This is a genomic window from Plantimonas leprariae, assembly GCF_008802405.1.
Lineage (GTDB): Bacteria > Pseudomonadota > Alphaproteobacteria > Rhizobiales > Rhizobiaceae > Plantimonas > Plantimonas leprariae.
In genome coordinates, this window is record NZ_VZDO01000013.1 from 136,711 (window position 1) to 163,004 (window position 26,294).

24 protein-coding genes are annotated in these 26,294 nt (G+C 69.7%); 14 read left to right on the forward strand and 10 right to left on the reverse strand.

The genetic code is table 11. From position 1 onward, the window contains the following. The first annotated feature begins 15 nt into the window (after nt 1-15). From F6X38_RS16050 to F6X38_RS16065, 4 genes are read left to right on the forward strand one after another with little or no spacing between them, the layout of a single operon-like run. The gene (locus F6X38_RS16050) at nt 16-846 is read left to right on the forward strand and encodes an ABC transporter ATP-binding protein (RefSeq protein ID WP_150971343.1); all 831 of its coding nucleotides are present in this window, start codon (nt 16-18) and stop codon (nt 844-846) included. A gap of 14 nt (nt 847-860) precedes the next feature. Then, complete coding sequence (locus F6X38_RS16055; protein WP_150971345.1) at nt 861-1,742, forward strand: ABC transporter permease; 882 nt, start codon at nt 861-863, stop codon at nt 1,740-1,742. Between the two features lie 33 nt (nt 1,743-1,775). Further along, on the forward strand, nt 1,776-2,786 hold the full coding sequence (locus tag F6X38_RS16060; RefSeq protein ID WP_150971347.1) for an aliphatic sulfonate ABC transporter substrate-binding protein: 1,011 nt from the start codon (nt 1,776-1,778) through the stop codon (nt 2,784-2,786). Between the two features lie 42 nt (nt 2,787-2,828). Next, complete coding sequence (locus F6X38_RS16065; protein WP_150971349.1) at nt 2,829-4,274, forward strand: MFS transporter; 1,446 nt, start codon at nt 2,829-2,831, stop codon at nt 4,272-4,274. A 53-nt stretch (nt 4,275-4,327) separates the two neighbouring features. Here F6X38_RS16065 and F6X38_RS16070 read toward each other — a convergent pair whose 3' ends face one another. Then, entirely contained in the window at nt 4,328-5,218 is an 891-nt protein-coding gene (locus F6X38_RS16070; protein WP_150971351.1) for a LysR family transcriptional regulator, read from the reverse strand. Nucleotides 5,219-5,326: 108 nt separating this feature from the next. Between F6X38_RS16070 and F6X38_RS16075 the strand changes: the two genes are divergently transcribed. Together F6X38_RS16075 and F6X38_RS16080 are read left to right on the forward strand one after the other, a co-directional pair. Beyond that, entirely contained in the window at nt 5,327-6,211 is an 885-nt protein-coding gene (locus F6X38_RS16075; RefSeq protein ID WP_150971353.1) for an SDR family oxidoreductase, read from the forward strand. Between the two features lie 150 nt (nt 6,212-6,361). Beyond that, the gene (locus tag F6X38_RS16080; protein WP_150971355.1) at nt 6,362-7,294 is read left to right on the forward strand and encodes a dihydrodipicolinate synthase family protein; all 933 of its coding nucleotides are present in this window, start codon (nt 6,362-6,364) and stop codon (nt 7,292-7,294) included. Nucleotides 7,295-7,380: 86 nt separating this feature from the next. Here the strand turns inward: F6X38_RS16080 and kduD are convergent, their stop codons facing one another. Genes kduD through F6X38_RS16095 form a run of 3 tightly spaced genes read right to left on the reverse strand, consistent with a single transcriptional unit; the run spans nt 7,381 to nt 9,696 of the window. Further along, nucleotides 7,381-8,151 carry a 2-dehydro-3-deoxy-D-gluconate 5-dehydrogenase KduD gene (kduD, locus tag F6X38_RS16085; protein ID WP_150971357.1) on the reverse strand — a complete coding sequence of 257 codons (771 nt, stop codon included), beginning with the start codon at nt 8,149-8,151 and terminating at the stop codon, nt 7,381-7,383. Next, entirely contained in the window at nt 8,148-8,987 is an 840-nt protein-coding gene (kduI, locus tag F6X38_RS16090; RefSeq protein ID WP_150971359.1) for a 5-dehydro-4-deoxy-D-glucuronate isomerase, read from the reverse strand. The genes kduD and kduI overlap by 4 nt, the downstream gene beginning before the upstream one ends. A 31-nt stretch (nt 8,988-9,018) precedes the next feature. Then, a complete protein-coding gene (locus F6X38_RS16095; protein ID WP_425482870.1) occupies nt 9,019-9,696 on the reverse strand; it encodes a GntR family transcriptional regulator in 678 nt (225 codons plus the stop codon). 106 nt (nt 9,697-9,802) lie between these two features. On the opposite strand from F6X38_RS16095, the gene F6X38_RS16100 reads away from it, so the two are divergent. From F6X38_RS16100 to F6X38_RS16115, 4 genes are read left to right on the forward strand one after another with little or no spacing between them, the layout of a single operon-like run. Beyond that, on the forward strand, nt 9,803-10,918 hold the full coding sequence (locus tag F6X38_RS16100) for an enolase C-terminal domain-like protein (protein WP_202617997.1): 1,116 nt from the start codon (nt 9,803-9,805) through the stop codon (nt 10,916-10,918). A 44-nt stretch (nt 10,919-10,962) separates the two neighbouring features. Then, nucleotides 10,963-12,240 carry an extracellular solute-binding protein gene (locus tag F6X38_RS16105; RefSeq protein ID WP_150971361.1) on the forward strand — a complete coding sequence of 426 codons (1,278 nt, stop codon included), beginning with the start codon at nt 10,963-10,965 and terminating at the stop codon, nt 12,238-12,240. A gap of 4 nt (nt 12,241-12,244) precedes the next feature. Then, nucleotides 12,245-13,168 (forward strand): carbohydrate ABC transporter permease, encoded by a 924-nt coding sequence (locus F6X38_RS16110; RefSeq protein ID WP_150971363.1) that lies wholly within the window; start codon nt 12,245-12,247, stop codon nt 13,166-13,168. An 11-nt stretch (nt 13,169-13,179) separates the two neighbouring features. Continuing rightward, nucleotides 13,180-14,007, forward strand: coding sequence for a carbohydrate ABC transporter permease (locus F6X38_RS16115; RefSeq protein WP_161992782.1), 828 nt, complete (start codon nt 13,180-13,182; stop codon nt 14,005-14,007). Nucleotides 14,008-14,113: 106 nt separating this feature from the next. On the opposite strand, the gene F6X38_RS16120 is transcribed toward F6X38_RS16115, so the two are convergent. Together F6X38_RS16120 and recQ are read right to left on the reverse strand one after the other, a co-directional pair. Next, on the reverse strand, nt 14,114-15,406 hold the full coding sequence (locus F6X38_RS16120) for a hypothetical protein (RefSeq protein ID WP_150971367.1): 1,293 nt from the start codon (nt 15,404-15,406) through the stop codon (nt 14,114-14,116). A gap of 122 nt (nt 15,407-15,528) precedes the next feature. After that, on the reverse strand, nt 15,529-17,328 hold the full coding sequence (gene recQ / locus F6X38_RS16125; protein ID WP_150971402.1) for a DNA helicase RecQ: 1,800 nt from the start codon (nt 17,326-17,328) through the stop codon (nt 15,529-15,531). Between the two features lie 150 nt (nt 17,329-17,478). Here recQ and F6X38_RS16130 point away from each other — a divergent pair, with 150 nt between their 5' ends. After that, the gene (locus tag F6X38_RS16130; protein WP_150971369.1) at nt 17,479-18,357 is read left to right on the forward strand and encodes an SDR family oxidoreductase; all 879 of its coding nucleotides are present in this window, start codon (nt 17,479-17,481) and stop codon (nt 18,355-18,357) included. A gap of 24 nt (nt 18,358-18,381) precedes the next feature. Here F6X38_RS16130 and F6X38_RS16135 read toward each other — a convergent pair whose 3' ends face one another. Next, nucleotides 18,382-19,407: a zinc-dependent alcohol dehydrogenase family protein gene (locus F6X38_RS16135; protein WP_150971371.1), complete on the reverse strand. Its 1,026-nt coding sequence runs from the start codon at nt 19,405-19,407 to the stop codon at nt 18,382-18,384. Between the two features lie 251 nt (nt 19,408-19,658). Between F6X38_RS16135 and F6X38_RS16140 the strand changes: the two genes are divergently transcribed. The 3 genes from F6X38_RS16140 to F6X38_RS16150 all read left to right on the forward strand — a co-directional run bounded on the left by F6X38_RS16140 (nt 19,659) and on the right by F6X38_RS16150 (nt 23,339). Then, the gene (locus tag F6X38_RS16140; protein ID WP_425482871.1) at nt 19,659-20,654 is read left to right on the forward strand and encodes an ABC transporter substrate-binding protein; all 996 of its coding nucleotides are present in this window, start codon (nt 19,659-19,661) and stop codon (nt 20,652-20,654) included. Between the two features lie 143 nt (nt 20,655-20,797). Next, nucleotides 20,798-22,336, forward strand: coding sequence for a sugar ABC transporter ATP-binding protein (locus F6X38_RS16145; protein WP_150971373.1), 1,539 nt, complete (start codon nt 20,798-20,800; stop codon nt 22,334-22,336). 19 nt (nt 22,337-22,355) lie between these two features. Next, nucleotides 22,356-23,339 carry an ABC transporter permease gene (locus F6X38_RS16150; protein ID WP_150971375.1) on the forward strand — a complete coding sequence of 328 codons (984 nt, stop codon included), beginning with the start codon at nt 22,356-22,358 and terminating at the stop codon, nt 23,337-23,339. 25 nt (nt 23,340-23,364) lie between these two features. Here the strand turns inward: F6X38_RS16150 and F6X38_RS16155 are convergent, their stop codons facing one another. The 3 genes from F6X38_RS16155 to F6X38_RS16165 are packed head-to-tail and all read right to left on the reverse strand — an operon-like array spanning nt 23,365 to nt 26,054. Then, nucleotides 23,365-24,303 carry an alpha/beta hydrolase gene (locus F6X38_RS16155; RefSeq protein ID WP_161992783.1) on the reverse strand — a complete coding sequence of 313 codons (939 nt, stop codon included), beginning with the start codon at nt 24,301-24,303 and terminating at the stop codon, nt 23,365-23,367. A gap of 45 nt (nt 24,304-24,348) precedes the next feature. Further along, entirely contained in the window at nt 24,349-25,155 is an 807-nt protein-coding gene (locus tag F6X38_RS16160) for an inositol monophosphatase family protein (protein WP_150971379.1), read from the reverse strand. Next, the gene (locus F6X38_RS16165) at nt 25,155-26,054 is read right to left on the reverse strand and encodes an ROK family protein (protein ID WP_150971381.1); all 900 of its coding nucleotides are present in this window, start codon (nt 26,052-26,054) and stop codon (nt 25,155-25,157) included. The genes F6X38_RS16160 and F6X38_RS16165 overlap by 1 nt, the downstream gene beginning before the upstream one ends. Nucleotides 26,055-26,294: the final 240 nt, after the last annotated feature.

A 26,294-nucleotide genomic window follows, 5' to 3' on the forward strand; every position in this document is an offset into this window, starting at 1 on the left:
CGAAAGGACGCCGTCATGGACCGCATCGACGTCTCGAACGTCCGCAAGGTGTTCCAGTTGAAGCCCGGCCAGCATGTCGAGGTCGACGGCCGCCCGAGCGACCGGGTGCTGGTGCTGGACGGCGTCGACCTCCGAATCCGCAAGGGCGAGTTCATCACGCTCGCCGGCCCGAGCGGCAGCGGCAAGTCGGTGCTGCTCGACATCATCGGCGGGCTCACCGAGGCTTCGGACGGCGCGGTCAGCCTTGACGGGCGGCGGATCATCAAGCCGCATCCGAACACCGCCTACGTCTTCCAGCAATACGCGCTGTTTCCATGGCGGACCGCGCTCGCCAACGTCGAATACGCCCTCGAGGTGCGCGGCGTCAGGGCGAAGGAGCGGCGCGAGCGCGCCCGGCACTTCCTCGCGCTGTTCGGCCTCGGCGGCTTCGAGGACCGCTACCCGAACCAGCTTTCCGGCGGCATGCAGCAGCGCGTCGCGATCGCGCGAGCGCTGTCGACCGACCCGGAAGTGCTCCTGATGGACGAGCCCTTCGCGGCGCTCGACGCGCAGACGCGCGAGCTCCTGCAGGGCGAGCTCCTGCGCATCTGGGAGACGATCGACACGACCGTCGTCTTCGTCACCCACTCGATCGACGAGGCGATCTTCCTCGCCGACCGCGTCGTGGTGATGACCGCCCGGCCGGGCCGGGTGAAGACCGTCATCGACGTCGACCTGCCCCGCCCGCGTGGGGCCGACATCCGGGCGAGCGCGGAATTCAACGAGCATCGCGCCGCCGTCTGGGAAGCGCTGCGCGACGAGGTCGGTCGCGCCCAGCGCGACTGGGCGTCGGCCGCGGTCAACTGAACGGGAGGCACGAGATGGCACTGGTCAGCGACGAAATCCGGGTCGGCCGTCCGGCGGCTCGCACCCGGCGGAAGGGCAGCACTTCGACGGCCGAGCGGCCCGCGGCCGCGAGATGGTCGGCACCGGCGGCGCTGGCGGGTGCGCTGCAGGGGTTGCCGCTGCTCGTCGCCTTCTTCGCGCTGTGGGAGATCGCGCCGCGGCTCGGCTGGCTGAACCCGATCTTCTTCCCGCCGCTTAGCGAGGTCGGCGCGGCATGGATCGCGATGCTCCGGGACGGAACGCTCGGCCTCCATATCGGCATCAGCCTGCAGCGCGCCGCCTTCGGCTTCGCGCTGGCTTCCGTCGTCGCGATCCCGCTCGGCCTGCTGATGGGGCGCTATCCGCGTTTCGAGCGGGTGTCGGACCTCCTCGTCCAGACGCTGCGCAACACCTCGCAGTTCGCGCTCCTGCCGGTGTTCATCCTCCTGCTCGGCATCGGCGAGGCCTCCAAGGTGGCGATCACCTTCTATTCCTCCGTGTTCTTCCTGCTGGTGAACACGATCAGCGGCGTGAAGTCGGTCGATCCCGTGCTCCTGAAGGCCGCCCGCTCGATGGGGACCTCCGACCTCGACCTCTTTGGCAAGGTGATCCTGCCGGCGAGCGTGCCCTCCATCGTCGCCGGCGCGCGGCTCGCGGTGAAGTCCTCGATCTTCGCCGTGATCGGGGCCGAGATGCTCGCGGCGAAATCCGGCCTCGGCTACCTGATCCAGCAGGCGCAGCTGATGATGGAAACGGCGGACATGTATGCCGGCATCCTCACCATGACCGCGATCGGCCTCCTCGTGAACTACGCCCTCGTCTGGTTCGAGCGCTGGGCGACGTCCTGGAAGCGCGGCGCGGACGCCGCTTCCTTCTGACCCTTCCTGCCCTCGCGTTCAAAGGATGCCCGCATGACCGTTCCTCGCCGTTCCATCCTCAAGGGTGCAGCGCTCGCCGCCTTCGCGCTCGTCGCCGGAGCGCCGGCCCTCGCGGCCGACAAGCCGGACGTGATCCGCATCGGCAGCACCGCGCCCGGGCACCTGAAGTTCATCCTCGCCCGGCACGACGGCTGGTTCGAGAAGGAATTCGCCAGGGACGGCATCAAGGTCGATCTTGTCACCTTCACCAACGGCGGCTCGGAGGCGACGACGGCGCTGGCGACCGGCGCGATCGACGTGACTTATACCGGCAACAACCCGGCGCTGCGCGTCGCGGCCTCCGGCGCGGACGTGAAGATGATCGGCCTGTCGAGCTTCCTGAAGTCGGACGGCTCGACGATCATCGTCGCGAAGGATTCGCCGATCAGGACGCTCGCCGACCTCAAGGGCAAGCGCGTCGCGTATCTCAAGGGCACGGTCCGCCATTCGGTCTTCGCGAAGGCGCTGAAATCGGTGGGGCTCACCACGGACGACGTCGAGTCGCTGAACCTCGCCTTCGAGGCTTCCGGGCCGGCGCTGGCGCGCGGCGACGTCGACGCGATCGTCGAAAGCGACAACACCGCCGCCAAGCTGGTCGAGGCGGGGCAGGGGAGAGTGCTGCTCGACGCGCGCGATCACCCGGAATGGGCGGCGCCCTACGTGATCTCGGTGAACGGCGACTTCGCCCGCAATCACCCGGACATCCTCCGACGACTCCTCAAGGTGGACGTCGCGATCGCGCGCTGGGCGGACGCGCATCCGGACGAGACGATCCGCACCTTCGTCGCCGAGACGAAGTCGTCCGAGGCCGCCGTGCGCCGGACCTATTCCGACGGCGTCTTCCACCAGGACCCGCGGATCACCGACGAGGCGCTCGCCGCGTTGAAGGGCGAGGAGAAGTTCATGGCCGACGCCAAGCTCCTCAAGGGCTCCGTCGACTACGACAAGTGGGTGGACAGGAGCTTCGTCGACGCCGCCGAAAGGCAGGCCGACGCCAATCAATAAGGTTGCCGGCCGACGCATCGAACGGGTATCGCCTCCATTCGAATGACGATATCCCGTTCGATCGATGCGGCCGGCGCCGCGCCGGCCGCGAGGCCCCGCCTCGTCGCGCTCGTCGTCGCGGTGGCCTTCTTCATGCAGATGCTGGACGGGACGATCGTCACGACGTCCCTGCCGCAGATGGCGCTCGCCTTCGATACGCCGTCCGCCGCGATGAGCATCGGCGTCACCGTCTACATGCTGACCATGGCGGTGCTGATCCCGCTGTCCGGCTGGCTGGGCGACCGGTTCGGGGCGCGCCGCGTCTTCATGGCGGCGATCGCCGTGTTCACGTTCGCCTCGCTCCTCTGCGGCCTCGCGGCGGACCTGCCGCAGTTCGTCGCCGCCCGCGCGCTCCAGGGGTTCGGCGGCGCGCTGATGACGCCGGTCGGACGCACCATCGTCCTGCGCAACGCGCCGAAATCGGAGCTGGTGCGCGCCATCGCGATGATCACCTGGCCGGCGCTGATCGCGCCGGTGCTGGGGCCGCTCGTCGGCGGCGTGATCGTCACTTGGGCGGACTGGCGCTGGAACTTTTTCCTGAACCTGCCGATCGGCGTGGCGGGTCTCCTCCTGGTGTCGAGGTTCGTGCCGGACGAGCGGGCGGAAGCGGCCGGTCCCTTCGACGTCACGGGCTTCCTCCTGTCGGCGAGCGCGCTCGGCCTGCTGCTCACCGGCCTCGAATCCGTCGGGCGTGAGAGGGTTCAGCCGGTCGTCGCGGCGGCTTCGATCGCGGCCGGCGGCGCGCTCATGGTCCTGTCGCGCCGGCATCTCAGCCGAGCCCCGCACCCGCTGTTCGACCTGTCGGCCTTCCGTCTGCCGACCTTCCGGCTGGCGACGCTCGGCGCGGGCACGGGCACGAGGGCGGCGATCAACGCCGCGCCCTTCCTTCTGCCGCTCCTGTTCCAGACGGCCTTCGGCTGGAGCGCCGTCCGCTCCGGCGTCTTCGTGCTCGTCTATTTCGCCGGGAACCTCGGCATGAAGGTCGTGACGACGCCGCTCCTCCGAATGTTCGGCTTCCGGACGATCCTCGTGGCGAACGGCCTCGTCGCGGCGGCGTCGCTCGGCGGCTTCGCCTTCGTGTCCGCGACGACCGGCGAGGCGGCGCTGGCGGCGCTGCTGCTCGTCGCCGGCCTGTCGCGCTCGCTGGAATTCACCGCGCTGAATACGATCGCCTTCGCGGATGTCGGACCCGAGCAGCGCGCGTCGGCCTCGACGATCTCGGCGATGGCGCAGCAGCTTTCGATGCTGCTCGGCGTCGCCGTCGCCGCCGCGATCCTCAACCTCTGCCGCTTCGCGCGGAACGGCACGGCGTCGGTGCCCGCCGACTTCGCCTTCGCGTTCCTGGCGCTCGCCGTCATCGGCATCGCCTCCGCCCTACGGTTCCTCGCGCTGGCGCCGGACGCCGGATCCGACGTTTCCGGCCATCGACCCGCCAAGGGGAGCGAATGACCTCGCCGGGCCGATCCGCGGCCGCTTCGGCCCTGTGACGGGAGCGTTCGCCGTCAGCCCGCGACATAGGCTGCGAGCTCGTCCGGCGTCCCGTTGGGGAACGCCTCCCTCAGATGGTCGAGGAAGGCCGAGACGCGGGCGCTGAGCAGCCGGCGCGTCGGGTAGAGGGCCCAGAGCGCGATGTCCGGCGCGTCGACGTCGCCCCAATGGGCAAGCGTGCCGGCGGCGATGTCATGGCCGACCAGCGATACGGGGAGCCGTGCCGCGCCGACGCCTGCCCGTACCGCGTCACGGACCATCATGAGCGACGCGAGGCCGAGAACCGGCTCGACCGCGATCGTCGCCTGACCGGCCGGCGTCTTCAACTGCCATGCCGAGCGCTCGCCGATTTCGCGCCCGACCGCCGGAACGGCCATGCCATCGGCCGGTCGCGCGAGGCCGGGGCTCGCCACGACCACCAGCCGGTCGCGGAGGAACGCGCGGCCGACCAGGCTTTCGTCGGGCTTCGGGTTCACCCGGATCACCAGGTCGAAGCCCTCCTCGATCATGTCGACGGCCCGGTCCTCCGTCGTGACTTCCAGCCGGACCTCCGGGTGCTTCAGGGCGAAGCCGGCCGCGAGCTTTCCCATCGCGATCTGCGAGAACAGCAACGGGGCGCTGATCCGCAGCCGGCCCCGCACCTCTCCGCCGCCGGACGCGATCGCCGCGGTCGTCGCCTCCAGTTCGGTGAGCAGCGCCCCGGCCCGCTCGAACAGCGCCCGTCCTTCCTCCGTCGGCTTCAGCCGGCGCGAACCGCGTTCGAACAGGCGCAGCTTCAGGCTCGCCTCCAGTTCCGCGACGCGTCGCGACAAGGTCGCCTTCGGTCGCCCGGCGGCACGCGCAGCCTTGCCGAACCCGCCGTGGCGGGCGACGAGGATGAAGTCGGCAAGGGCGAGCAGGTCCATGTCGTTCCACCAGCGAGACGAGGCGTCCAGACATAACGTCTATCGATGCTCGGGTGGATCACTAACTTCCGGGTCAGCCAAAAGGCTCGATCCGAAGGAGTTTTTCCCATGACCATCCTCGTCACCGGCGCCACCGGCCGTGTCGGCCGCCATGTCGTCGAGCAATTCGTCAAGCGCGATGCCAAGGTCCGCGTGCTGACCCGCGATCCCTCGAAGGCCGGGTTCCCGGCGGGCGTCGACGTCGTGCAGGGCGACCTCCTCGACATCGACGCGCTGCGGAAAGCCTTCGCCGGCATCCGCACGCTGTTCCTCCTGAACGCGGTGACGGGCGACGAATTCACGCAATGCCTCGTCACGCTGAACGTCGCCCGCAAGGCCGGCGTCGAGCGCGTCGTCTACCTGTCGGTGTTCGACGCCGACCGCGCGGTGAACGTGCCGCACTTCGCGGTGAAGTTCGGCGCCGAGCGGATGCTGGAAGCGATGGACTTCAGCGCCACGATCCTGCGCCCTAGCTACTTCATCGACAACGAGGCGATGATCAAGGACGTCATCCTCCAGCACGGCGTCTACCCGATGCCGATCGGCTCGAAGGGTGTCGCCATGGTCGACGCGCGCGACATCGCCGAAGTCGCGGCGATCGAGCTGATCCGCCGCGACGCGGCGCCGGGCAAGCTGCCGATCGAGACCATCAACGTCGTCGGCCCCGACACGTTGACCGGCGCGGACGTCGCCGCGATCTGGACCGACGTCCTCGGCCGCCCGGTCGCCTATGGTGGCGACGATCCGAGCGGGTTCGAGGCGAACATGGCGACGTTCATGCCGAAATGGCAGGCCTACGAGATGCGCCTGATGGCCGAGCGGTGGGTAAGCGACGGCATGATCCCCGAGACCGGCGACGCCGAGCGCCTGACCACGATTCTCGGCCGCCCGCTGCATGCCTACCGCGACTTCGCGGCGGGGATCGCCGGCTCGGAAAAAGCCGCGACCGCCTGAACCATGTGTCCGGGCCGCCTCCCGTCGACGATCGATCGAGCGCGGGAGGTTGCTCCGGGTCCGCTATCGGCCGCATACGGAGCGCCTGGATTCGATGCCGGACGCTGTCGAAGCGCTGTGCTTCGGGCATCGACGTGGGGAGACATGCGGATGGCGAGGCTGACGGAGGATGCGGAGGGCGTCTACGTGATCGCGGTGACGCCGTTCACCGACGCGGGCGGGCTCGATCTCGCCAGCATCGACCGGATGGTGGACTTCTATGAGGGTGCCGGCGCGACGGGCCTGACCGTGCTCGGCCAACTCGGCGAAGCGCCGAAACTGACGGCGGCGGAGTCGCGGACCGTGGTGGAGCGGGTGCTGAAGCGCCTCGACGGGCGGCTGCCGGTGGTGGTCGGCGTGTCGGCGCCGGGGCTCGCGCCGATGCGCGAACTCAGCGACGCCGTGATGGGAGAGGGCGCGGCGGGCGTGATGGTCGCGCCGCCCTGGACGCTGCGGACCGACGATCAGGTGTACGCCTTCTACCGCTCCGTCGGCGAGGCGCTGGGCGACACGCCGTTCGTGCTGCAGGACTACCCGCTGACCACCAACGTCCAGATCGCGGCGGCCGCGATCGAGCGGATCGTCCGGGACGTTTCGACTTGCGTGATGCTGAAGCACGAGGACTGGCCGGGACTGGCGAAGATCGCGGCCTTGCGCCGGGCGAGCGAGACGGGCGGCATGCGCCGCATCTCGATCCTCTGCGGCAACGGCGGGCTGTTTCTGCCGGAGGAGATGGCGCGCGGCGCCGACGGCGCGATGACCGGCTTCGGCTTTCCGGAGATGATGGTCGGCGTCGTGAACGCTCATGCGAAGGGCGAGGTGGAGCGGGCGCAGGACATCTTCGACGCCTACCTGCCGCTCGCCCGCTACGAGCAGCAGCAGGGCATCGGGCTGGCGGTGCGCAAGTACGTGCTGGCGAAGCGCGGCGTCATCGCCTCGGCGCACCTGCGCAAGCCGGGCGCGGCGCTGTCGCCGGCCGACATCGCCGACGTCGAGCGCCTGCTCGAACGCCAGACGAGGCGGCTGGCGGAAATCGGCGCGTGAAGATCGGGGCCCGAACGGAACCGCGCCGCTCGACCTGATCGGATCGACGCCGGCCGCTCGCCGAGGCCGGCTGCCGAACCGTCCGTTCAGCGCGCCAGCCAGCCACCGTCGACCGGAACGATCGTGCCGTTGACGTAGGCCGACGCCGGCGAGGCGAGGAACAGGACGGCGGTCGCAAGATCCTCCGGCTCGCCCCATCGGCCGGCGGGGATGCGGTCGAGGATCTGCTGGCGGCGCGCGGGGTCGGCGCGCAGCGCCGCGGTGTTGTCGGTCGCCATGTAGCCGGGGGCGATCGCGTTCACGGTGATGCCCTTGGCTCCGAGTTCGTTGGCCATCAGCTTGGTGAGGCCGGCGACCCCGTGCTTCGCGCTCGTGTAGGAGGCGACGCGGATGCCGCCCTGGAACGCCAGCAGCGAGGCGATGTTGATGATCCGCCCCGGAACCCCGCGCCCGATCAGCGAGCGTGCGACGGCTTGGGACAGGAAGAACAGGCTCTTCAGGTTGACGTTGGCGACGGCGTCCCAGTCCGCTTCGCTGAATTCGAGGACATCCGCGCGCCGGATGATGCCGGCATTGTTGACGAGGATGTCGACCGGGCCGGCGTGCCTCTCGATGTCGGCAACGAGTTCGGCGAGGCCGTCGGACCGGCCGAGATCGCGGACGACTTCGGTGAACCGCCGTCCGAGCGTTTCGACGCGCCCGCCCGTTTCCGGCATCGGCGCCGAGCCGAGGCCGACGATGTCGGCCCCGGCGGCGGCGAGCGTGAGGGCGATCGCCTGCCCGAGCCCCGTGCGGGCGCCGGTGACGAGCGCCACCTTGGCCGAAAGGTCGAACAGGCGTGCCGGTTCGGCGGTCACCTGAGCGCGCCGACCGGAACGGCGTCCATGTCGGCGAAGGACTGGTTGTCGCCGGCCATCGCCCAGATGAAGGCGTAGGAGCCGGTTCCGGCGCCGGAGTGGATCGACCAGGGCGGCGAGATCACCGCCTGCTCGTTCCGCACCACGATGTGCCGCGTCTCCTCCGGCCGGCCCATCAGGTGCAGCACCGCCCGGTCCTCGGGCATCTCGAAGTAGAGGTAGACCTCCATGCGGCGGTCGTGCGTGTGGGGCGGCATGGTGTTCCAGACGCTGCCGTCCTCGAGGCGGGTGAGCCCCATCATCAGCTGGCAGGTCGGCAAGAGGCCGTCGTGGATGTACTTGTTGATCGTTCGCTTGTTGGACGTCTCGATGCTCCCGAGCGGCTGGGGCGAGGCCTCGGCCGCCGTCACCTTCCGGGATGGGTGGGAGGCGTGCGCCGGCGCGGACACGCCGTAGAGCCGCGCCGGCCGCTCCGGCTCGGCCGAGGCGAAGGAAACGTCGCGCGTGCCCCGGCCGAGGTAGAGCGCCTCGTCCGGGCGGAGGCGGAACGCCTCGCCGTCCGCGACCACCTCGGCCTCCCCCGGCCCGATGTTGATCGCCGCCAGCTCGCGGCGCTCGAGCAGGTATTCGACGCCGGCCGCGGCGGCGAGTTCCGAGTCGAAGCGCAGCGGCTCGGCGGTCGGCGCGACGCCGAGCACCATCATCCGGTCGTAGTGCGTATAGGTCGCCTGGATCGTGCCCGGCACGAAGACGCGCTCGATCAGGAAGTGCCGCCTAAGGCCGGCCGTGTCGAGCGCTTCGGCCTGTTCGGGGTGGACGGCATGGTGCGTCTGCAAGGCGGCTCTCTCCGTTTCCCGTTCGGATTGCTCAGGCGAATATCTCGCGGTGCGCGGCCTCGACCGCCGGAAGCGCCGCGAGGATGACGCCGAGATGCCGGCGCAGTTCGGCTTCCGCCGCCTCGGCGTCGCGCCGGTCGATGGCCGCGACGATGGCGCGATGCTGCGCGATGAGGCCGGGGAGGGCCGAGTCGGCCGGCAGCGTCAGGTGGCAGACGCGGTCCATATGGGCTTTGATGTCGCCGATCACGGTCCAGGCCGAGGGGCAGCCCGCGCCCTCGGCGAGCGCTGAGTGGAACAGTTCGTCGGCGCGCTGGAACTCGTAGTGCCTCCGGCCCTCGGCGGCCACCTCCTGCACGTCGAGGAGGTAGTCGATGCGGTTGCGCACGCGCGCATCGAAACGCTCGCAGGCCCGGCGCACCACGGCGACCTCCAGCGATTCGCGGATGAAGCGCGCTTCCAGCATGCGCTCGATCGAGATCTTGGCGACCACCGTGCCGCTGCGCGGGAAGATCTCAACCAGCCCCGCCCGCGCGAGGTTGATGAAGGCCTCGCGCACCGGCTGGCGGGACACGCCGTACCGTTCCGCCAGCTCCTTTTCCGAGAGCGGCAGGCCGGGGCGCAGTTCGAGCGTGATGATCGCCTTGCGGATTTCCCGCTCGATCCTCTTCGCGGCGCTCTCGCCCGGCTCGACGGAGATGGAGTTCACCGGCCTTCTTCCACTTGGCTCGCCAACGAACCTGTTGCACGAACCGGTCTAACATACTAGCATCGCATCTACCATACCAACATCGTCTGGTGGAGGCCGGGTGGGTTTGGAACCGAAAATCGACGCCGCGGCGTTAGAGCGTCATCGTATCGCCGAAGTCGGCACCGCGACGATCGCGAGCGTCTATCCGCGCACCGTCGGCCGCAACTCGTTCCGCGGCAGCCACGGCAACGGCGGCCGGCACGAGGTGATCGTCCTGACCACCGATCGCGGCCATGTCGGCTGGGGGCCGCCGCTCGGGCCCGTCGGCGACGCGCGGCGCTTCGTCGGGCGCCCGGTCGCGGAACTGATCGATCCGGGCCTCGGCGTCGCCGAGGAGGCGCTGCCGCTCGACTGCGCGCTGCACGATCTGGCGGGCGTGATCCTCGACCTGCCGGTGCATCGGATGCTCGGGGCCAGGGGCTCGACCGCGCTTCCGGTCTATTCGGGTGCGATCTATCTCGACGACCTCGACCCCGCCGAGGCCCCGGCCGGGATCTCGGCCGTGGAGCGGAACCTCGCCCTGGATGCGGCCGCCGGCTATCGCGACTTCAAGCTGAAGCTCGGCCGCGGCTACCGCTGGATGTCGCGCGCGGAAGGGCTCGCCCGCGACATCGAGGTGACGCGGCTTACGCGCGAGCGCTATCCCGACGCCCGCATCCTCGTCGACGCGAACGACGGCTATTCGATCCACGACGCGGCCGAATACATCGCGGCCACCGCCGACGTCGGCCTCTACTGGATGGAGGAGACCTTCGCCGAGCGGCTGGAGGACCTTCTCGAACTGCGCCGGTTGATCGACGAACATTCGCCGTCGACGCTGATCGCGGACGGCGAATATCGACCCAACGTCCCGGTCGTGACGAAGTTCGCCGCGCAGGGGCTGATCGACGTCCTCCTGATGGACGTCCTCGACTACGGGCTGACGGCATGGCGGCGGATCATGCCGACAGTGATCGAGGCCGGCGCGGCGATCTCGCCGCACGCCTGGGGATGGCCGCTGAAGACGCTTTACGCCGCGCAGATCGGCGCGGGACTCGGCAGCGCCTCGATTGTCGAGGGCGTTCCCGGCACCACGACCGGCATCGACGCCAGCGCCTACCGCTTCGAGGACGGGATCCTCACGCTGCCCGAGCGTCCCGGCTTCGGTTTGCCGCTGACTTCGGACGCCATACGGCGGTGACGCGACAGCCGCGGACGCAGCGCGGCCATGGGAGGACGGAAACGATGGCTTTCGGCTTGCAACGGCGCAGTTTCCCGGTACGGCTCCGCGGCGCCCTCGCGGCGACGGCCGCCGTCCTCGCGCTCGGCCTTTCCGGGCCGGCGCGTGCGGGGACGGTGGATTTCTGGACGCTGTTCAGCGGTCCGGACGGGGCGGCGATCGAGAAGCTCGTGAACGAGTTCAACTCGACCGCCGGCAAGGAAACCGACGTCCAGGTGAAGCTGCTCATCATTCCGTGGAACGACTTCAACACCAAGCTGTCCGTCGCGATGGCGTCGCGCAAGGCGCCGGCGCTGACCGTCGTCAACTCGGATCAGGTGGCGCTCTACGCCAACCAGGGCACCTTGGAGCCGTTCACCGACGAGGAACTCGCCGCCGCCGGCATCCGCAAGGACGACTACGTTCCCGCCGCCTGGAACGCCGGCACCTTCAAGGACAAGCAGTACGGCATCCCGATCTCGATCTTCCCGCGCTCGCTCTACTTCAACAAGGCGCTGCTCGAGAAGGCCGGCCTCGACCCGATGAAGCCGCCGGCGACGAAGGCGGAACTGCTCGACTACGCGCAGAAGACCACCGACAAGGCGAACGGCGTCTACGGCCTGTTCTTCAGCCCGACCGGCATCGGCACGGTGCGCAACTTCTACAGCGTCTACTGGCAGTACGCCGACAGCATCTACAACGACGACATGAGCGACGTGTCGGACGGTTTCAAGGAAACCGCGACCAAGGTCCTCAACGACTTCAAGACGTTCATGGACGCCGGCGTCGTGCCGGACAAGGACGTCAGTCAGGACGTCACCAAGCTCTTCGCCCAGAACAAGATCGGCATGGCGGTGATGCAGATCACCGACCTGCCGGTGTTTCAGGCGGCGGCGCGCGATTTGGGCCTGCAGTACGGCATCGCCGGCTTCCCGCAGATCGGGGAGCGGCCGGCCGTCTTCGCGCTGGCGCACGAGTTCCTGATCCCGCGCGGCACGTCGGAAGCCGCCCGCAAGGACGGCCTGACCTTCATCAAATGGCTCGGCGCCCACGGCGTCGACTGGGCGAAGACCGGCAAGGTCTCGCCGCAGCGCTCGGTGATCGACAGCGCCGAGTACAAGGCGCTGCCGGAGCAGGAGATCGTCACCGGCGCCATCGACACGGCGCGCTTTCCGCCGCCGATCGTCAAGCAGCCGGCCGTCGATAAGGCCGTGCAGCAGGTGCTGGAGCAGTTCTTCGCCAGACGCATCGACGTCGACGAGGCGGTCGAAGAGCTCGCCTCCGGCATCGGCTCCGCGCTCTGAACCCATGAGCATCGCGGGCAAGGCGTGCATGCGTGGGCGCGCGGCGGCGGCCGGGCGGAAGGCGGCCGTCCCGCGCCGCCGCGTCTCGGCATTCCCCTATCTCCTCGTCGCGCCCTACCTCGCGCTGTTCGCGGTGTTCCTCGGCTATCCGATCGTGCGGGCCTTCTGGATCAGCCTGTTCGACTGGGGCATCTTCGGCCCCAACGCCTTCGTCGGCGCCGAGAACTACCTCTCGCTCTTCGGCGACGGCCGTTTCTGGCGCTCGTTCCGCACCACCGCGGCCTTCGCGCTGATCTACGTGCCGATGATCATGGTGATCTCGACGGTGCTGGCGGCGCTTCTGCATCGCAAGCTTCCCGGCATCGCCGCCTTCCGCACCATCGTCTTCTTTCCGCTGGTGGTGAACGTCGCGGTCGCCTCGATCGCGTTCAAATGGCTGTTCGAGCCGGAGGCCGGGACGATCAACCAGTTCCTGCGCCTCCTGCACCTGCCCGACCAGACCTTCCTGTCGCAGCCCGGCTGGGCGCTGTTCGCGGTCAGCCTCGTCGCGCTGTGGATCAATGTCGGCTTCATGGTGATCATCATCCTCGCCGGGCTCGAGAACATTCCCGACGATCTCTACGAGGCGGCGACCCTCGACGGCTCGACGCCGGTCGGGAGCTTCTTCCACATCACGCTGCCGCTCCTCCGGCCGGTCCTCCTCGTCGTCCTGGTGCTCAGCCTGATCCAGGCTTTCCAGGTCTTCGGCGAGGTGCTGATCATGACCGACGGCGGTCCCTTCCAGAGCACGGAAGTCCTGACGATGCTGCTCTACGAGGAGGGTTTCCGGAACTTCGCGTTGGGCCGGGCCTCGGCGATCGGCGTCGTCATCACGATGGTGATCGCGGCGCTTTCGCTCGTGCAGTTCCGCCTCTTCCGCGAGCGATAGGAGTTATGGCGATGAAGGGTGGGGACCGGCTGCGCTGGATCGTCCTGTTCGCGGTCGCGTGCCTGTGGCTCCTGCCGATCGTCTCGCTGGTGCTGTTCTCCTTCGCGCCGTCCTCGCAGATCCTCGGCGGCAAGCTGATCCCGTCGAGCTACACGTTGTCGAACTACGTGACCGCGCTGACCGATGCCGGGCGCGGCGTCAGCATCCCGCAGGCGATGGCGAACAGCGCGCTCATCATGGCTATGCAGGTCGCCGGCATCCTCCTTCTCGACATCCCCGCCGCCTATGCGTTCGGGCGCCTCCGCTGGCCGGGGCGCGATCTCGCCTTCGCGCTCGTGCTCCTCACCATGATGATGCCGGGCATCCTGGAAGTCCTGTCGCTCTACGAGATCATGTCCGGCTTCGGCCTCGTCGACACGATCTACGCCGTCGTCCTGCCGGGCCTGCCGCGGGTCGTCGGCATCTTCATCCTTCGGCAGTTCTTCCGCGAATTGCCGAAGGAGATGGAGGACGCCGCGCGCATGGACGGGGCCGGCAGCTTCCAGATCTTCTGGCACGTGATGGTGCCGCTGGCGCGTCCGGCGGTGCTGACGCTGTCGGTGCTGACCGCGCTCTACAGCTGGAACAACTTCCTCTGGCCGCTGATCATCACCAACTCGCCGGCCTCGATGACGGTGCCGGTCGCGATCGCCTACCTGTCGGCCGATACCAGCGCGATCCTGAACTACACCGTGATCCTCGCGGCCTCGTTCCTGACGGCGTTGCCGATGATCCTGATCTTCCTCCTCGGCCAGAAATACATCGTCGGCGGCATGCGCCCGACCGCCGGGATCAAGTGACGGGGGACGGGGCGGCCGTCCGGGAAACCACGTCGATCCGCGCCGGACACGCGAACCGATGCCGTCGCGGGCCGTTCCGTCGCCGCGGCGCTCCGCGACCCTGCCGTCAATCCCGTTTGAGGTAGTTCGAGCCGCCGATGACGAGAAGCTTGTCGGAATCCTTGTCGGGAGCGAAGATCGACAGGCGTTCCGTCCGGCCGTCGTCGCCGGCGAGTTCCAGCGCGTAGCCCTCGACCTTGTAGCGCCCGCTCGCCGCCGGCCGGTTGCCGCCCGTCGTGAAGCCGACCGTCCCGGTGCCGGTGTCGTTCGTGCCGCTCGCGCCCGACCAGCCGTCCCGCCTGAACGACCCGTCGCGCCGGAGCGTCAGCAGCCGCTCGGACGACACGCTGTTCGACGAGAAGGCGGTCGATCCGACGGCGGCGTAGAAGTAGCGCCACGTCCCATCGAACGTCGTGCCGGCGGCGAAGGGCGGAATGCGGCTGTAGGCGCCGCCGTCGATCTCCAGACCGTCGCCTTTCCGGGCGAAGGGCTTCGCTTCGGTCTCGATGGTGCCGAAGGCGTCGGACACCTCGCGCATCTCGATCCGGCTCGCCCCGCTGAAGAAGCCGCCGCCCTGCAAGGCGTAGAGGCCGCAGTCGGTCGGCTCGGCGCGGCAGTGGACGGCGAGGTCGCCGTCCTGCGGCAACTCGGTCGCGTAGAGGCCCGACGTGCCGAACACGGTGATCTCGCTGTCGGAATAGAAGTCCATGCCGCCGAAGGCGTTCGGGCGCACTCCCGTGTCGAGATGGGTGTAGACGCCGTCGAGACCGCCGTCGCCCGGGCGCGGCTCCAGCGCGAACGGCTTGTCGCCCGCCTCCAGCGCCACCGAGCGGACCAGCGCCTCGAAATCGGCGTCGGCGCTCCTCTTCGCCGCGTCGTGGAGTTCGAGACCGACCAGCGCCAGGACGACCTGCGCCTTGGCCGACGCGATGCCGACCGTGCGCTGGCCGACCGACAGCCCCTGCATCTCGGCGCAGCAGCGGTAGTCGGTGCGGATGCGGTGGCCGTTGGTGGTGACGCCTTCCGACTTCAGATAGGGCCGTTCCTTTTCGAGGCCTTTCACCCCGGCGGCCACCGTCTCGAAGCCTTTGTCGAGGGTCGCGGGCGTGCCGGCGAAGGGCCCGAGGATCTGGATGATCGCCGCGCCCTTGCGCCGGTTCTTCTCGTCCGGCGGGAACTGCTTCTGGTAGAGCGTGCCGCCCTTCACCGGCTTGGCGACCCAGCCCGAGCCCGCGTCCGGCGCTTCGAAGCGCATCGAGCCGAGCGTCGTCGGCATGCCGGCGGGCGCGGGGCCTGCGAGCGTCGAGAAGAGAAGCGTCGACAGGATGAAGCCGAGCCGGGCGGTCGAGCTGTGAAACATGCCAAGGATTCCCCCGAATCGTTCGCTCGTTCGTGAAGGGGTTCCGTGACGGCAGCAAGGCGGCTGCCGCATCGTCCGCAATGCTCGGTGGTTCGACGTGCCTTTCCGCCGCCGCCGCGACATCATCCGTGCTCGGCGATCACCGCCAGGAAGGCCGGGCCGTAGCGGTCGAGCTTGGCTTCGCCGACCCCCGGGACGCGTCCCATCTCGGCCCGCGACCCGGGGCGCGCCGCCGCGAGCTCGATCAGCGTCCTGTCGTGGAAGATCACGTAGGGCGGCAGGTTCTGGAGACGCGCGATCTCCGTCCGCTTCTGCCGCAGGGCCTGGAACAGGTCGCGGTCGGCCTCCGGGACCGTCGACTGTGCCGTGCCTCGCTCGAGCCTGTGCCGCCGCGCGCGGGCGGCCCGCGGCTGGCGCAGCATCAATGTCGGCTTGTCGCGCAGGAAGTCGCGGCCGGCGGGCGCGATCGAGAGGCCGCCGTGACCGGCGAGGTCGACGTCGACGAAGCGCAGCGCGATCAGCTGCCGCAGGATCGCCCGCCAGCCGCGGTTGTCGTGCTCCGTGCCGATGCCGAAGGTGGAAACCCGATCGTGGCCGAACTGCCGGATGCGGTCGTTTTCCGCGCCGAGCAGCACGTCGACGACATAGGCCTGCCCGAAGCGCTCGCCGGTGCGATAGATGCAGGACAGCGCCTTCTGCGCCGCGACGGTGCCGTCGAACAGCTTCGGCGGTTCGAGGCAGGTGTCGCAGTTGCCGCACGGCTCGCACCGGTCGCCGAAATACGACAGGAGCACCTGCCGGCGGCAGCTCGCCGTCTCGGCCAGCCCCAGCAGCGCGTCGAGCTTCTGGCGCTCCATCCGCTTGCGCTCGTCCGGCGCGTCCGATTCCTCGATGAAGCGGCTGCGCAGCGCGATGTCCTCGTGGCCGTAGAGCATCAGCGTGTCGGACGGGAGGCCGTCGCGTCCGGCGCGGCCGGTTTCCTGATAGTAGGCCTCGATACTGCCCGGCAGGTCGACATGGGCGACGAAGCGGACGTCCGGCTTGTCGATGCCCATGCCGAAGGCGATCGTCGCGACCATCACCACCGCCTCGCCGCGCTGGAAGCGCCTCTGGCTGGCCTCCCGCGCCGCCTTGTCCATGCCGGCGTGGTAGCTCAGCGCGTCGGTGCCCTCGCCGCGCAGCCAGGCGGCCGTTTCCTCGGTCTTGCGCTTCGACAGGCAGTAGACGATGCCGCTCTCGCCTTCGTGGCGGGCGAGGAATTCCTTCAGCTGCGCCCGCGGGTTGTCTTTTTCCTCGATCGCATAGCGGATGTTGGGGCGGTCGAAGCCGGCGACGAAGCTGTCGGCCACCGCGATGTCGAGATGGGCGAGGATCTCGGCGCGCGTCGGCTCGTCCGCCGTCGCCGTCAGCGCCATCCGCGGCGTCGCAGGGAACTGCCGGACCAGCCCGTCGAGCTGGCGGTAGGAGGGGCGGAAGTCGTGTCCCCACTGCGACAGGCAGTGCGCCTCGTCGATGGCGATCAGCGACAGCCGGGCCCGGCGGAGCCGCTCCAGGACGTCGGGGCGCATCAGCGTCTCGGGCGCGACGTAGAGAAGGTCGAGCGCTCCGGTCTCGACGGCGCTCCACAGCGCGCGTCGCTCGTCGGGGTCGAGATCGGAATTCAGCGCCGCCGCCTTGACGCCCGCCTGCCGGAGGGCCGCGACCTGATCGGCCATCAGCGCCAGGAGCGGCGAGACGACCAGCCCCATGCCGGGCCGGACGATGGCGGGGATCTGGTAGCAGAGCGACTTGCCGCCGCCCGTCGGCATCAAGACGAAGGCGTTGCGGCCGGCGATGACATGGTCGACGATGCCCGCCTGCGGACCGCGGAACGCATCGTAGCCGTAGACGGACTTCAGGACTTCGAGGGCGGCAGCGGTCATCGGCGGGGTCATGCGATCCAAGGAAGCGCTCTCCATAGCAGCTTCGCCCGGATAGCCAGCATCGGCATATCCCGGCGCCGCGCGCTTCGCCGCGCTGGGCCGGCGCGGATCGCCGCCTAGTTCGCTTCCGGACCAGCAGGGAGAAGCCCCATGACGACCGATCCGCGCGAGGCCGGACCGCGCCCGCCGTTCCCCGGCGACCAGCAGCAGGAAAAGCCGGGCCTGACCTCGAAGATGACGCCGCCGCCCGATCACGGCGAGGAAAGCTATGTCGGCAAGGGCCTCCTCGCCGACCGCGTCGCGCTGATCACCGGCGGCGATTCCGGCATCGGCCGCGCCGTGGCGATCGCCTATGCGCGGGAAGGGGCGGACGTCGCCATCTCCTACCTGCCCGTCGAGCAGTCCGATGCCGAGGAAACGGCGCGCTGGGTGCGGCAGGCCGGACGCCGCTGCGCGCTCCTGCCGGGCGATCTCGCCGACGAGGGGCACTGCCGCACTCTCGTCGCGCAGACGGTGGCGGAACTCGGCGGCATCGACATCCTCGTCAACAACGCCGCCGCGCAGGTGATCAACAACGAACTGGGCGACGTGAACGCGGCCGACCTCGAGAACTCGTTCCGGGTGAACGTCTTCGCGATGTTCTACCTCGCGCAGGCCGCGGTGGCGCGGATGAAGCCGGGCTCGACGATCATCAACACGACGAGCGTGCAGGCGAAGGTCGCCGGCGAGAAGATGCTGATCTATTCCGCCACGAAGGGCGCGATCGCCAGCCTGACGATCTCGCTCTCGAACCTTCTCGCGCCGCAGGGCATCCGGGTGAACTGCGTCGCGCCGGGGCCGATCTGGACGCCGATCCAGCCGATCGTGAAGACGCCGGAGGAACTCGCGACCATCGGCGAGAAGACGCCGCTCGGCCGCGCCGGCCAGCCGGCAGAACTCGCGCCGGCCTATGTGCTGCTCGCGTCCGGCGAGGGCAGCTACATCTCGGGCGCGCTCATCCCCGTCACCGGCGGCATGCCGATGCTCTGACGCCGCACGTGCCGCCGGCCGCGTTCAGCCGTGCGGCACCAGCATCGCCCGGATCTCGCCCGCCGGCGCCGGAGCGGCGATCGCCGCCGCGGCGTCCTCGAAGTCGACCCGGCGGGTGATCAGCGGCTCGACCTCGATCGTGCCGCTCGCGATCAGGTCGGCGGCCCGGGCGTGCGTGAACGGATTGATGAACGAGCTGAGAAGCTGCACCTCCCGGAACAGGAGGTCGAAGGGCTCGATCGCGACGCTCGCGCCCTGCGGCAGGACGCCGAGCACCAGCACCGTCCCGCCCCGGCAGGCGAGCTTCGGCGCCTGTTCGACGGTTTCGCGAACCCCGGCCGCCTCGATCACCTTATCCGCGCCGCCGGGCAGGAGGCCGCTCTCGCCGCAGATCGCGGCATGGGCGTCGCCGGCGGAGGGATCGACGGTGGCGGTGGCTCCGAGCCGTTCGCCGAGCGCCCGCTTGCCCGCGCTGCGGGTGACGAGCACGACGCGCGACGCCCCGGCGAGGCGCGCGAGCTGGACCACGAGGAGGCCGATCAGGCCGCCGCCGAGCACGACGACGGACTCGCCCGGCCTGATCCCGGCGATGTCCAGGCCGTGGATGGAGCAGGCGAGGGGTTCGCAGAACGCGCCGTGGACGAGATCGAGATCGTCCGGCAGCCGGTGCGCCTGCGTTTCGGGCAGGCAGACGTAGTCCGCGAAGCCGCCGTCGCGGTGGATGCCGATCGCCTGGAGGTCGCGGCAGAGATTGACGCGGCCGCGATGGCATTCGGGACAACGCCCGCAGGCGATGTTCGGATCGCCCGTCACCTTCATGCCCGGCCGGAAGCCGGCCACCTCGGCGCCCGCGGCCTCGACCGTCCCAGCGAACTCGTGGCCGAGCGTCACCGGCGGCCGCGACGGGAACTCGCCGAGAAAGAGATGGCGGTCGGTCCCGCAGATGCCGCAGGCCGCCACCTTCACCAGGATCTCGTCCGGCTTCGGCACCGGCTTCGCCACATCCCGGACCGCCAGTTTCCCCAAGCCTTCGAGGCGAATCGCCTTCATCTTTCCGCTCCCTCCCTCCGCTCGCGCCGCTTCGGCTGTGCCATCGTTCGGCCGGCCGGGCGGGCCACCGGCCTTCCTCCGGCCGGACCTCTGCCGTCCGCCGCGCCCGTGCAGGCGCCGGAGGTCGAGGAACGCTGAGTTTTGCCGGCCTCGCATGGCTTGCCAAGCCGCGAATGTGTTCATAAGCTCCACCCCATCGACGGGAGGACTCGCGCCGATCCGGGCGTGCGTGTCGAGTTGGGAGAGAGACCATGAATTATGCGGTCCATGCGCGGCGTCGCGTGCTGGCGATGTTGGGCGGCGCGGCCGTCCTGATGGGAGTGGCGGCAGCCGGAATGGCGTCGGCCTCGGCTCAGCAGCCGACGATCCCGATCATCGTCAAGGACACGACGTCCTTCTACTGGCAGATCGTGCTCGCCGGCGCGCGGCAGGCCGGCAAGGACCTCGGCGTCAACGTGCCCGAGCTCGGCGCGCAGGCCGAGACCGACATCAACGGCCAGATCTCGATCCTCGAGAACGCGGTCTCCGGCAATCCCGCCGCCGTGGTCATCGCGCCGACGGAGCGCACGGCGCTCGGCGCCCCGATCACAGAAGCCGCCCAGTCGGTGCCGGTGATCGGCATCGACTCCTCGGCCGAATCGACGGCCTTCACCTCGTTCCTGACCACCGACAACGTCCAGGGCGGGCGCATCGCGGCCGACGGCCTCGCCGAGGCGATCAAGGCGAAGACCGGCAAGGTCGCGGGCGACGTCGCCCTCATCACCAACGCGCCGAACGCCGGCTCGCTGGAGGAGCGCAAGAAGGGCTTCACCGAGCAGCTCGCCGCCAAGTATCCAGACCTGAAGCTCGTCGCCGACCGCTACGCCGACGGCCAGGCCGCGACCGGCCTCAACATCACGACCGACCTTCTGACCGCCAACCCGAACCTCGTCGGCATCTTCGCCTCGAACCTGATCATGGCGCAGGGCGCCGGGCAGTCGATCGCCGAGAACAACGCCAAGGACAAGGTCGCGCTGGTCGGCTTCGACAGCGACGACCGCCTCGTCGGCTTCCTGAAGGACGGCGTGATCTCGGCGCTGGTCGTGCAGGACCCGTACCGGATGGGCTACGACGGCATCAAGACGGCGCTCGCCGCTTCCAAGAAGGAAACGGTCGAGAAAAACGTCGACACGGGTGCGAACCTGATCACCACCGCCAACATGAACGAGCCGCGCTCGCAGGAACTCCTGAACCCGAAGGTGAAGTAGCCTCGGGCGACAAACGGCGGGCGCGGACCACCGCGCCCGCCACCGGCCGCAGCCGAAGGTCGGCGGGGTCCGGCGGCGAACGCGCTTCGCCGGGCATCGCCTGTCGCCGCTGCCGTTCGACCCGCCGTTCGGAACCCTCGACCATGCCCGTAACCGCCACCGACGCGCTTGCCGCCAGGCACGGTCCGCCGCCGGAAGCCACCGGCGCGCCGATCCTCGAACTGCGCAATCTCGAGAAGCGCTATGGGCCGGTGCTCGCCCTCCGCCCGTCGGACCTCGCCTTCGTCGAGGGCGAGATCCACGCCATCGTCGGCGAGAACGGCGCCGGCAAGTCGACGCTGATCAAGCTCCTCACCGGGGTCGTCCGCCGCACCGGCGGCGAGGTCTACTGGCGCGGGCAGCCGGTGGCGCTCGCCACGCCGCAGGAGGCGATCGACCACGGCATCAACGCCGTCCACCAGGAGGTCGTGCTCTGCCGCCACCTGTCCGTCGCGGCGAACGTCTTCCTCGGCGACGAGAGCGCGCGGTTCGGCCTGCTTCGCAAGCGCGAGATGAACCGCGCCGCGCAGGCGATCCTGGACGACCTCGGCTTCCAGATTCCGGCGGAAGCCATGCTCGGCTCGCTCACCATCGGGCAGCAGCAGCTCGTCGCGACGGCGCGCGCTTCGCTGCGCGGCACCCGCTTCCTGATCTTCGACGAGCCGACCGCCTACCTCACGCGGGCCGAGGCTGCGCAGCTCTTCGCCCTCATCCGGCGGCTGAAGGCGGAAGGCGTCACCGTCGTCTACATCTCCCACCGCATGGAGGAGGTGTTCGAGCTTGCCGACCGCGTCTCGGTGCTGCGCGACGGCCTTCTCGTCGGCACGCGCCCGATCGGCGAGACGGACGAGGCCGAACTCGTCGCGATGATGATCAACCGCTCGCTGGAGCAGATCTATCACAAGGAGACGATCCCGCTCGGCGCGCCGCTGATCGAGGCGCGGAACCTTTCCGGCGAAGGCTTCGCCGACGTCTCGCTCAGCGTCCGGGCCGGCGAGATCGTCGGCCTCTACGGCCTGATCGGCGCCGGCCGCAGCGAGTTCGCCCTCAGCCTGTTCGGCCGCAACCCGAAGACGGCCGGCGAGATCCTCTGGAAGGGCCGGCCGGTCTCCATCGACGGCGAACGCCGGGCGATCGATCTCGGCATCGCGCTGGCGCCCGAAAGCCGCCGCGACCAGGGGCTCGCGCTGAACCTGCCGATCGGGCTGAACCTCAACCTGCCCGTCTACGACCGGCTGACGCGTGGGCTCACCATCTCGCGCACCCGCGAGGCCGAGCACGCCGACCGGCAGATCCGCGACCTCCAGATCAAGACGCCGAGCCGGCGCACGCTCGCCTCCGCGATGTCCGGCGGCAACCAGCAGAAGATCGTGATCGGCAAGTGGCTGAACCACGGGGCCGAGCTGTTCATCTTCGACGAGCCGACGGTCGGCGTCGACGTCGGCACCAAGGCCGAGATCTACCGGCTGTTCGGCAAGCTCCTGAAGGGCGGCGCCGGTATCCTCTTGATCTCGTCCTACCTGCCGGAAGTCTACGAGCTTTCCGACACGCTGCACGTGTTCCGGGGCGGCCGACTCGTCGATTCGAAGGGCTTCCGCGCGGCGACGCACGAGGACATCCTCGCGCAGGCGATCGGCGTCTAGGAGTGAAGGGAAAACCTGCATGACGATCGGGAGCACCAACGCCGACGCGGTCGCTTCGACCACGACCACCCGGCGCAACTTTGGCTTCCTGTTCGCGCTGACGCTGCTCGGCCTCCTCGTCGCGCTCTGGGTGTTCCTCGCCTTCGCGACGTCGACCTTCGCGACCGGCAACAACATCGCGAACCTCCTCCGGCAGGGCTCGATGATCGCGATCCTCGCGATCGGCCAGACCTTCGTCATCATCACCGCCGGCATCGACCTTTCGGTCGGCGCGGTCGTCGGCTTCTCGACCACCGTGATCGCCTGGCTCCTGCAGCAGGGCGTGCCGGTGCCGCTCGCGATCGGGCTGACGCTCGTGATGGGGCTCGCGATCGGCCTCTTCCACGGCTTCGGTATCGTCCGGATGGGGCTGCCGCCCTTCATCATCACGCTGGCGACACTGACGGCGTTGCGCGGCATCGGGCTCGTGATCACCAACGGCTCGACGATCTCGATCACCAACCAGGGCTTCAACCAGTTCTCGCGCGAGAGCTTCCTCGGCATCCCGAACCTCTTCTGGATGGTGATCCTCGTCGCGGTGCCGTCCTTCGTCTTTCTCCATATGAGCCGCCTCGGCCGCTACCTCTTCGCGGTCGGGTCGAACCCGGAAGCCGCGCGACTGTCCGGCGTGAACGTGCCGCGGATGATCTATCTCGCCTATTCGCTGTCGGCCCTCTGCGCCGCCTTTGTCGGCGTGCTTCTCGCCGCCCGCATCGGCGTCGGCAACGCGACGCAGGCGGAAGGCTGGGAACTGCAGGCGATCGCCTCGACCGTCATCGGCGGCACCTCGCTGTTCGGCGCGATCGGTTCCGTCCAGGGGCCGCTGATCGGCGCCTTCATCCTGGCGACGATCAACAACGGCGCGAACCTCATGAACGTCAACTCGTTCTGGCAGCGCATCATCACCGGCGTGCTGATCATCGTGATCGTCTACTTCGACCAGCTCCGCCGCCGGCGCGGCTGAGGCGTCTTCCGGCGAGCCCCGGCGGCTAGCGGCCGTCGAAGCGCCGCCAGGCCTCGACCGCCTCGGCGACGGTCTCGCGTGCCGCCGGAACGAAGCGCCCGGCCGAGACATAGCCGTGAATCTGCCCGGCCCGGCGGCCGATCTGCGTCGACACGCCCTCGGCGTGGAGCCGTTCGGCATAGGCTTCGCCCTCGTCGTGCAGGATGTCGCAGCCGGCGAGCGCCAGATAAGCCGGCGGCGAACCGGCGAGGCTGGCCGCGCGCAGCGGCGATACGCGCCAGTCCTCGATGTCGGCGGCGCTTCGCACGTACTGGTCGCGGAACCAGCGCATGGTCCGTGCGGTCAGCCCGAAGCCGTCCGCGAAGCGCCGGTAGCTGTCGGCGGTCTGGCCCGCATCGGTGTTCGGATAGATCAGCAGCTGCACCGCGACGTGCGGCGCGCGGCCGTCGCGCCCATGGAGGGCGAGGACGGCGGCGAGGTTGCCGCCGGCGCTGTCGCCGGCGACCGCGATGCGCGCGGCGTCGATGCCGAACGCCGCCGGCCGCTCCGCCAGCGCCCGCAAGGTCGCGAGGCAGTCCTCCAGCCCGGCCGGAAAGGGATGCTCCGGCGCGAGGCGGTAGTCCGGGCAGACCACCACGGCCTTCGCCAGGTTGGCGAACCAGCGGCAGATGTCGTCGTGGGAATCGAGGCCGCCGATGACCCAGCCGCCGCCATGACAGTAGAGGATCGCTGGCGCCGCTTCCGCCGGCGCGCCGTGACCACGGTGCAGCCGGAGCGGGATCGGCCCGCCCGGTCCCTCGATCCGGAGCTCCCGCGTCTCCGACACCGCTTCCAGCGGGCCTTGCAGGGCGGGAAAGGCGGCGTCGTAGGCGGCGCGCGCCTCTTCCGCCGTGCCGTCCTCGAAGGGCCGCCCGCCGGCCGAGCGGCCGAGCGCCAGAACCTGTTCTGCGGTCGGATCGAGCATCAACCGGTCCCTCCCGGACGGGCGATCGGGGTGAGCCGGCGCCGGTCAGCCCCGCATGATGGCTTCGAGTTCACGAAAGACGCTTTCGTTGCCGGCGACGATCGGATTGCCCTTGCGGAGCCCGTCGCCGGCGAGGAAGTCGTTGGTCCTGAGGCCGGCGGCGCGGACCACGGCGACAGCGCCGAGGCAGTCCCAGGCATGGATGTGCTGTTCCATGTAGCCGAGGAGCCGGCCGCAGGCGACGTCGCAGAGCATCAGCGCCCCCGATCCGTCGCGGTAGAACATGCCGCCCGCCTTCAGCAGCCGCTCGAAGGCGGGCAGGAACCGCTCCGGCGGCACGCGCGGGGCGTGGCCGGTCGCCGTGATGCCGTCGCGCACCGAGCGGCCGGGATGGCGCTCCATCGGCCGGCCGTTCAGCGTCGCCGGCACGTCGATGCCGCCGGCGAAGAGCTCGCCGCGCGCCGGCGCGAATACCGTGCCGAACTGCACCTCGTCGTCGGCGACGAAGGCGATCGAGACGCACCAGCTGGAGAGGCCCGAGATGAAGGGTTGTGTCCCGTCGATCGGGTCGACGACCCAGATGCCCTGGCCCGGCCGGTGGTCGGAGACGCCGGTCTCCTCGCCGAGGAACGCGTCGTCGGGGAAGGCCTCCGCCAGCCGGCGGCGGATCAGCCGCTCGGTCTCGAGATCGGCCTCGCTCGCCATGTCCTGCAGTCCCTTGGACTGGATCGTCAGCATCTCTCGCCGGCGGAAATAGCCGAGCGCCAGCTCGCCCGCCTCGCGCACGAGGGCGAGGCCGAACTCGTAGCGCCGCGCGATCCCGGCTCTGTCAGTCGAAGCGTTTTCCGCCATCAGGCATCCCTCCAAAGCCAGGCCGCGCCGCGAACGCCGCTGGAATCGCCATGCGCCGCGCGGCGGATCGGCGTGTGGAAGACCGGCGAGAAGGTCCGCTTCGCCAGCGCCGGCGGCAGATCGTCGTAGAGCTCGTCGACGTTCGACATGCCGCCGCCCATCACGAGGACGTCCGGGTCGAGCGTGTTGACGACGGTTGCGAGGCCCCGCGCGACGCGATCGACGTAGCGGTCCCAGATGAGGCCGCAAAGGCGGTCGCCGCCGCGCTTCAGCGCCATGATCTCCGCGGCCTTCGCCATCTTCCCCGTGTGCCGCTCGTATTCCGCCTCGAAGGCGCGGCCAGACGCCCAGGTTTCGAGGCAGCCGTGCCGGCCGCAATAGCAGGGGCGGCCGGGAAGCTCGGTGATGTCTGGAAAGGGCAGGGGGTTATGCCCCCATTCGCCGCCGCTGTTGTTCGGCCCGTGATGCGCCCGTCCGCCGACCGCGATCCCTGCGCCGATGCCGGAGCCGAGGATCACGGCGAAGACGACGTTCGCGCCGCGTCCGGCCCCGTCCAGCGCTTCGGAGGCGGCGAAGCAGTCGGCGTCGTTCTCGACGCGGATCTCGCGGCCGAGCGCTTCGCGAAGGTCGGTCTCGACCGGCCGTCCGAGCAACCAGGTCGAACTCGCGCCCTTGGCGAGGCGGCTGCGCGGCTCCAGCGAGCCGGGAATGCCGATCCCGAGCGTGCCCGTCCGGCCGGTCTCGGCTTCGAGCTCCGCCACCATGTCGCCGATCGTGGCGATGCAGCCGGGATAGTCGTGCCGGGGCGTGTCGCGCCGCCGGCGCAGGAGCTCGCGCCCGTCCGGCTCCATCGCGACGCCCTCGATCTTGGTGCCGCCCCAGTCGATGCCGATCAGCATGTGCCTCCCCCTTGGCTCTCCCGTATCAGGCGAGGAGGGCGGCCGTCGAGGATGCCAGGCGAGCGCGGTCGCAAGACGGCCGGAAGGCCGCTGTGCGGGGGGGTCTGTCCGAAACGCCGAAGGCCGGCGTTGGGGGCCGGCCTTCGCGGGTTGGGTGCGGTGATGTGTCGACGGCGGGTGGCCGCGGCTTGGTGCTGTCGCTGCCCGTGTCAGAACTCTTCCCAGCTGTCGGCGGCGGCC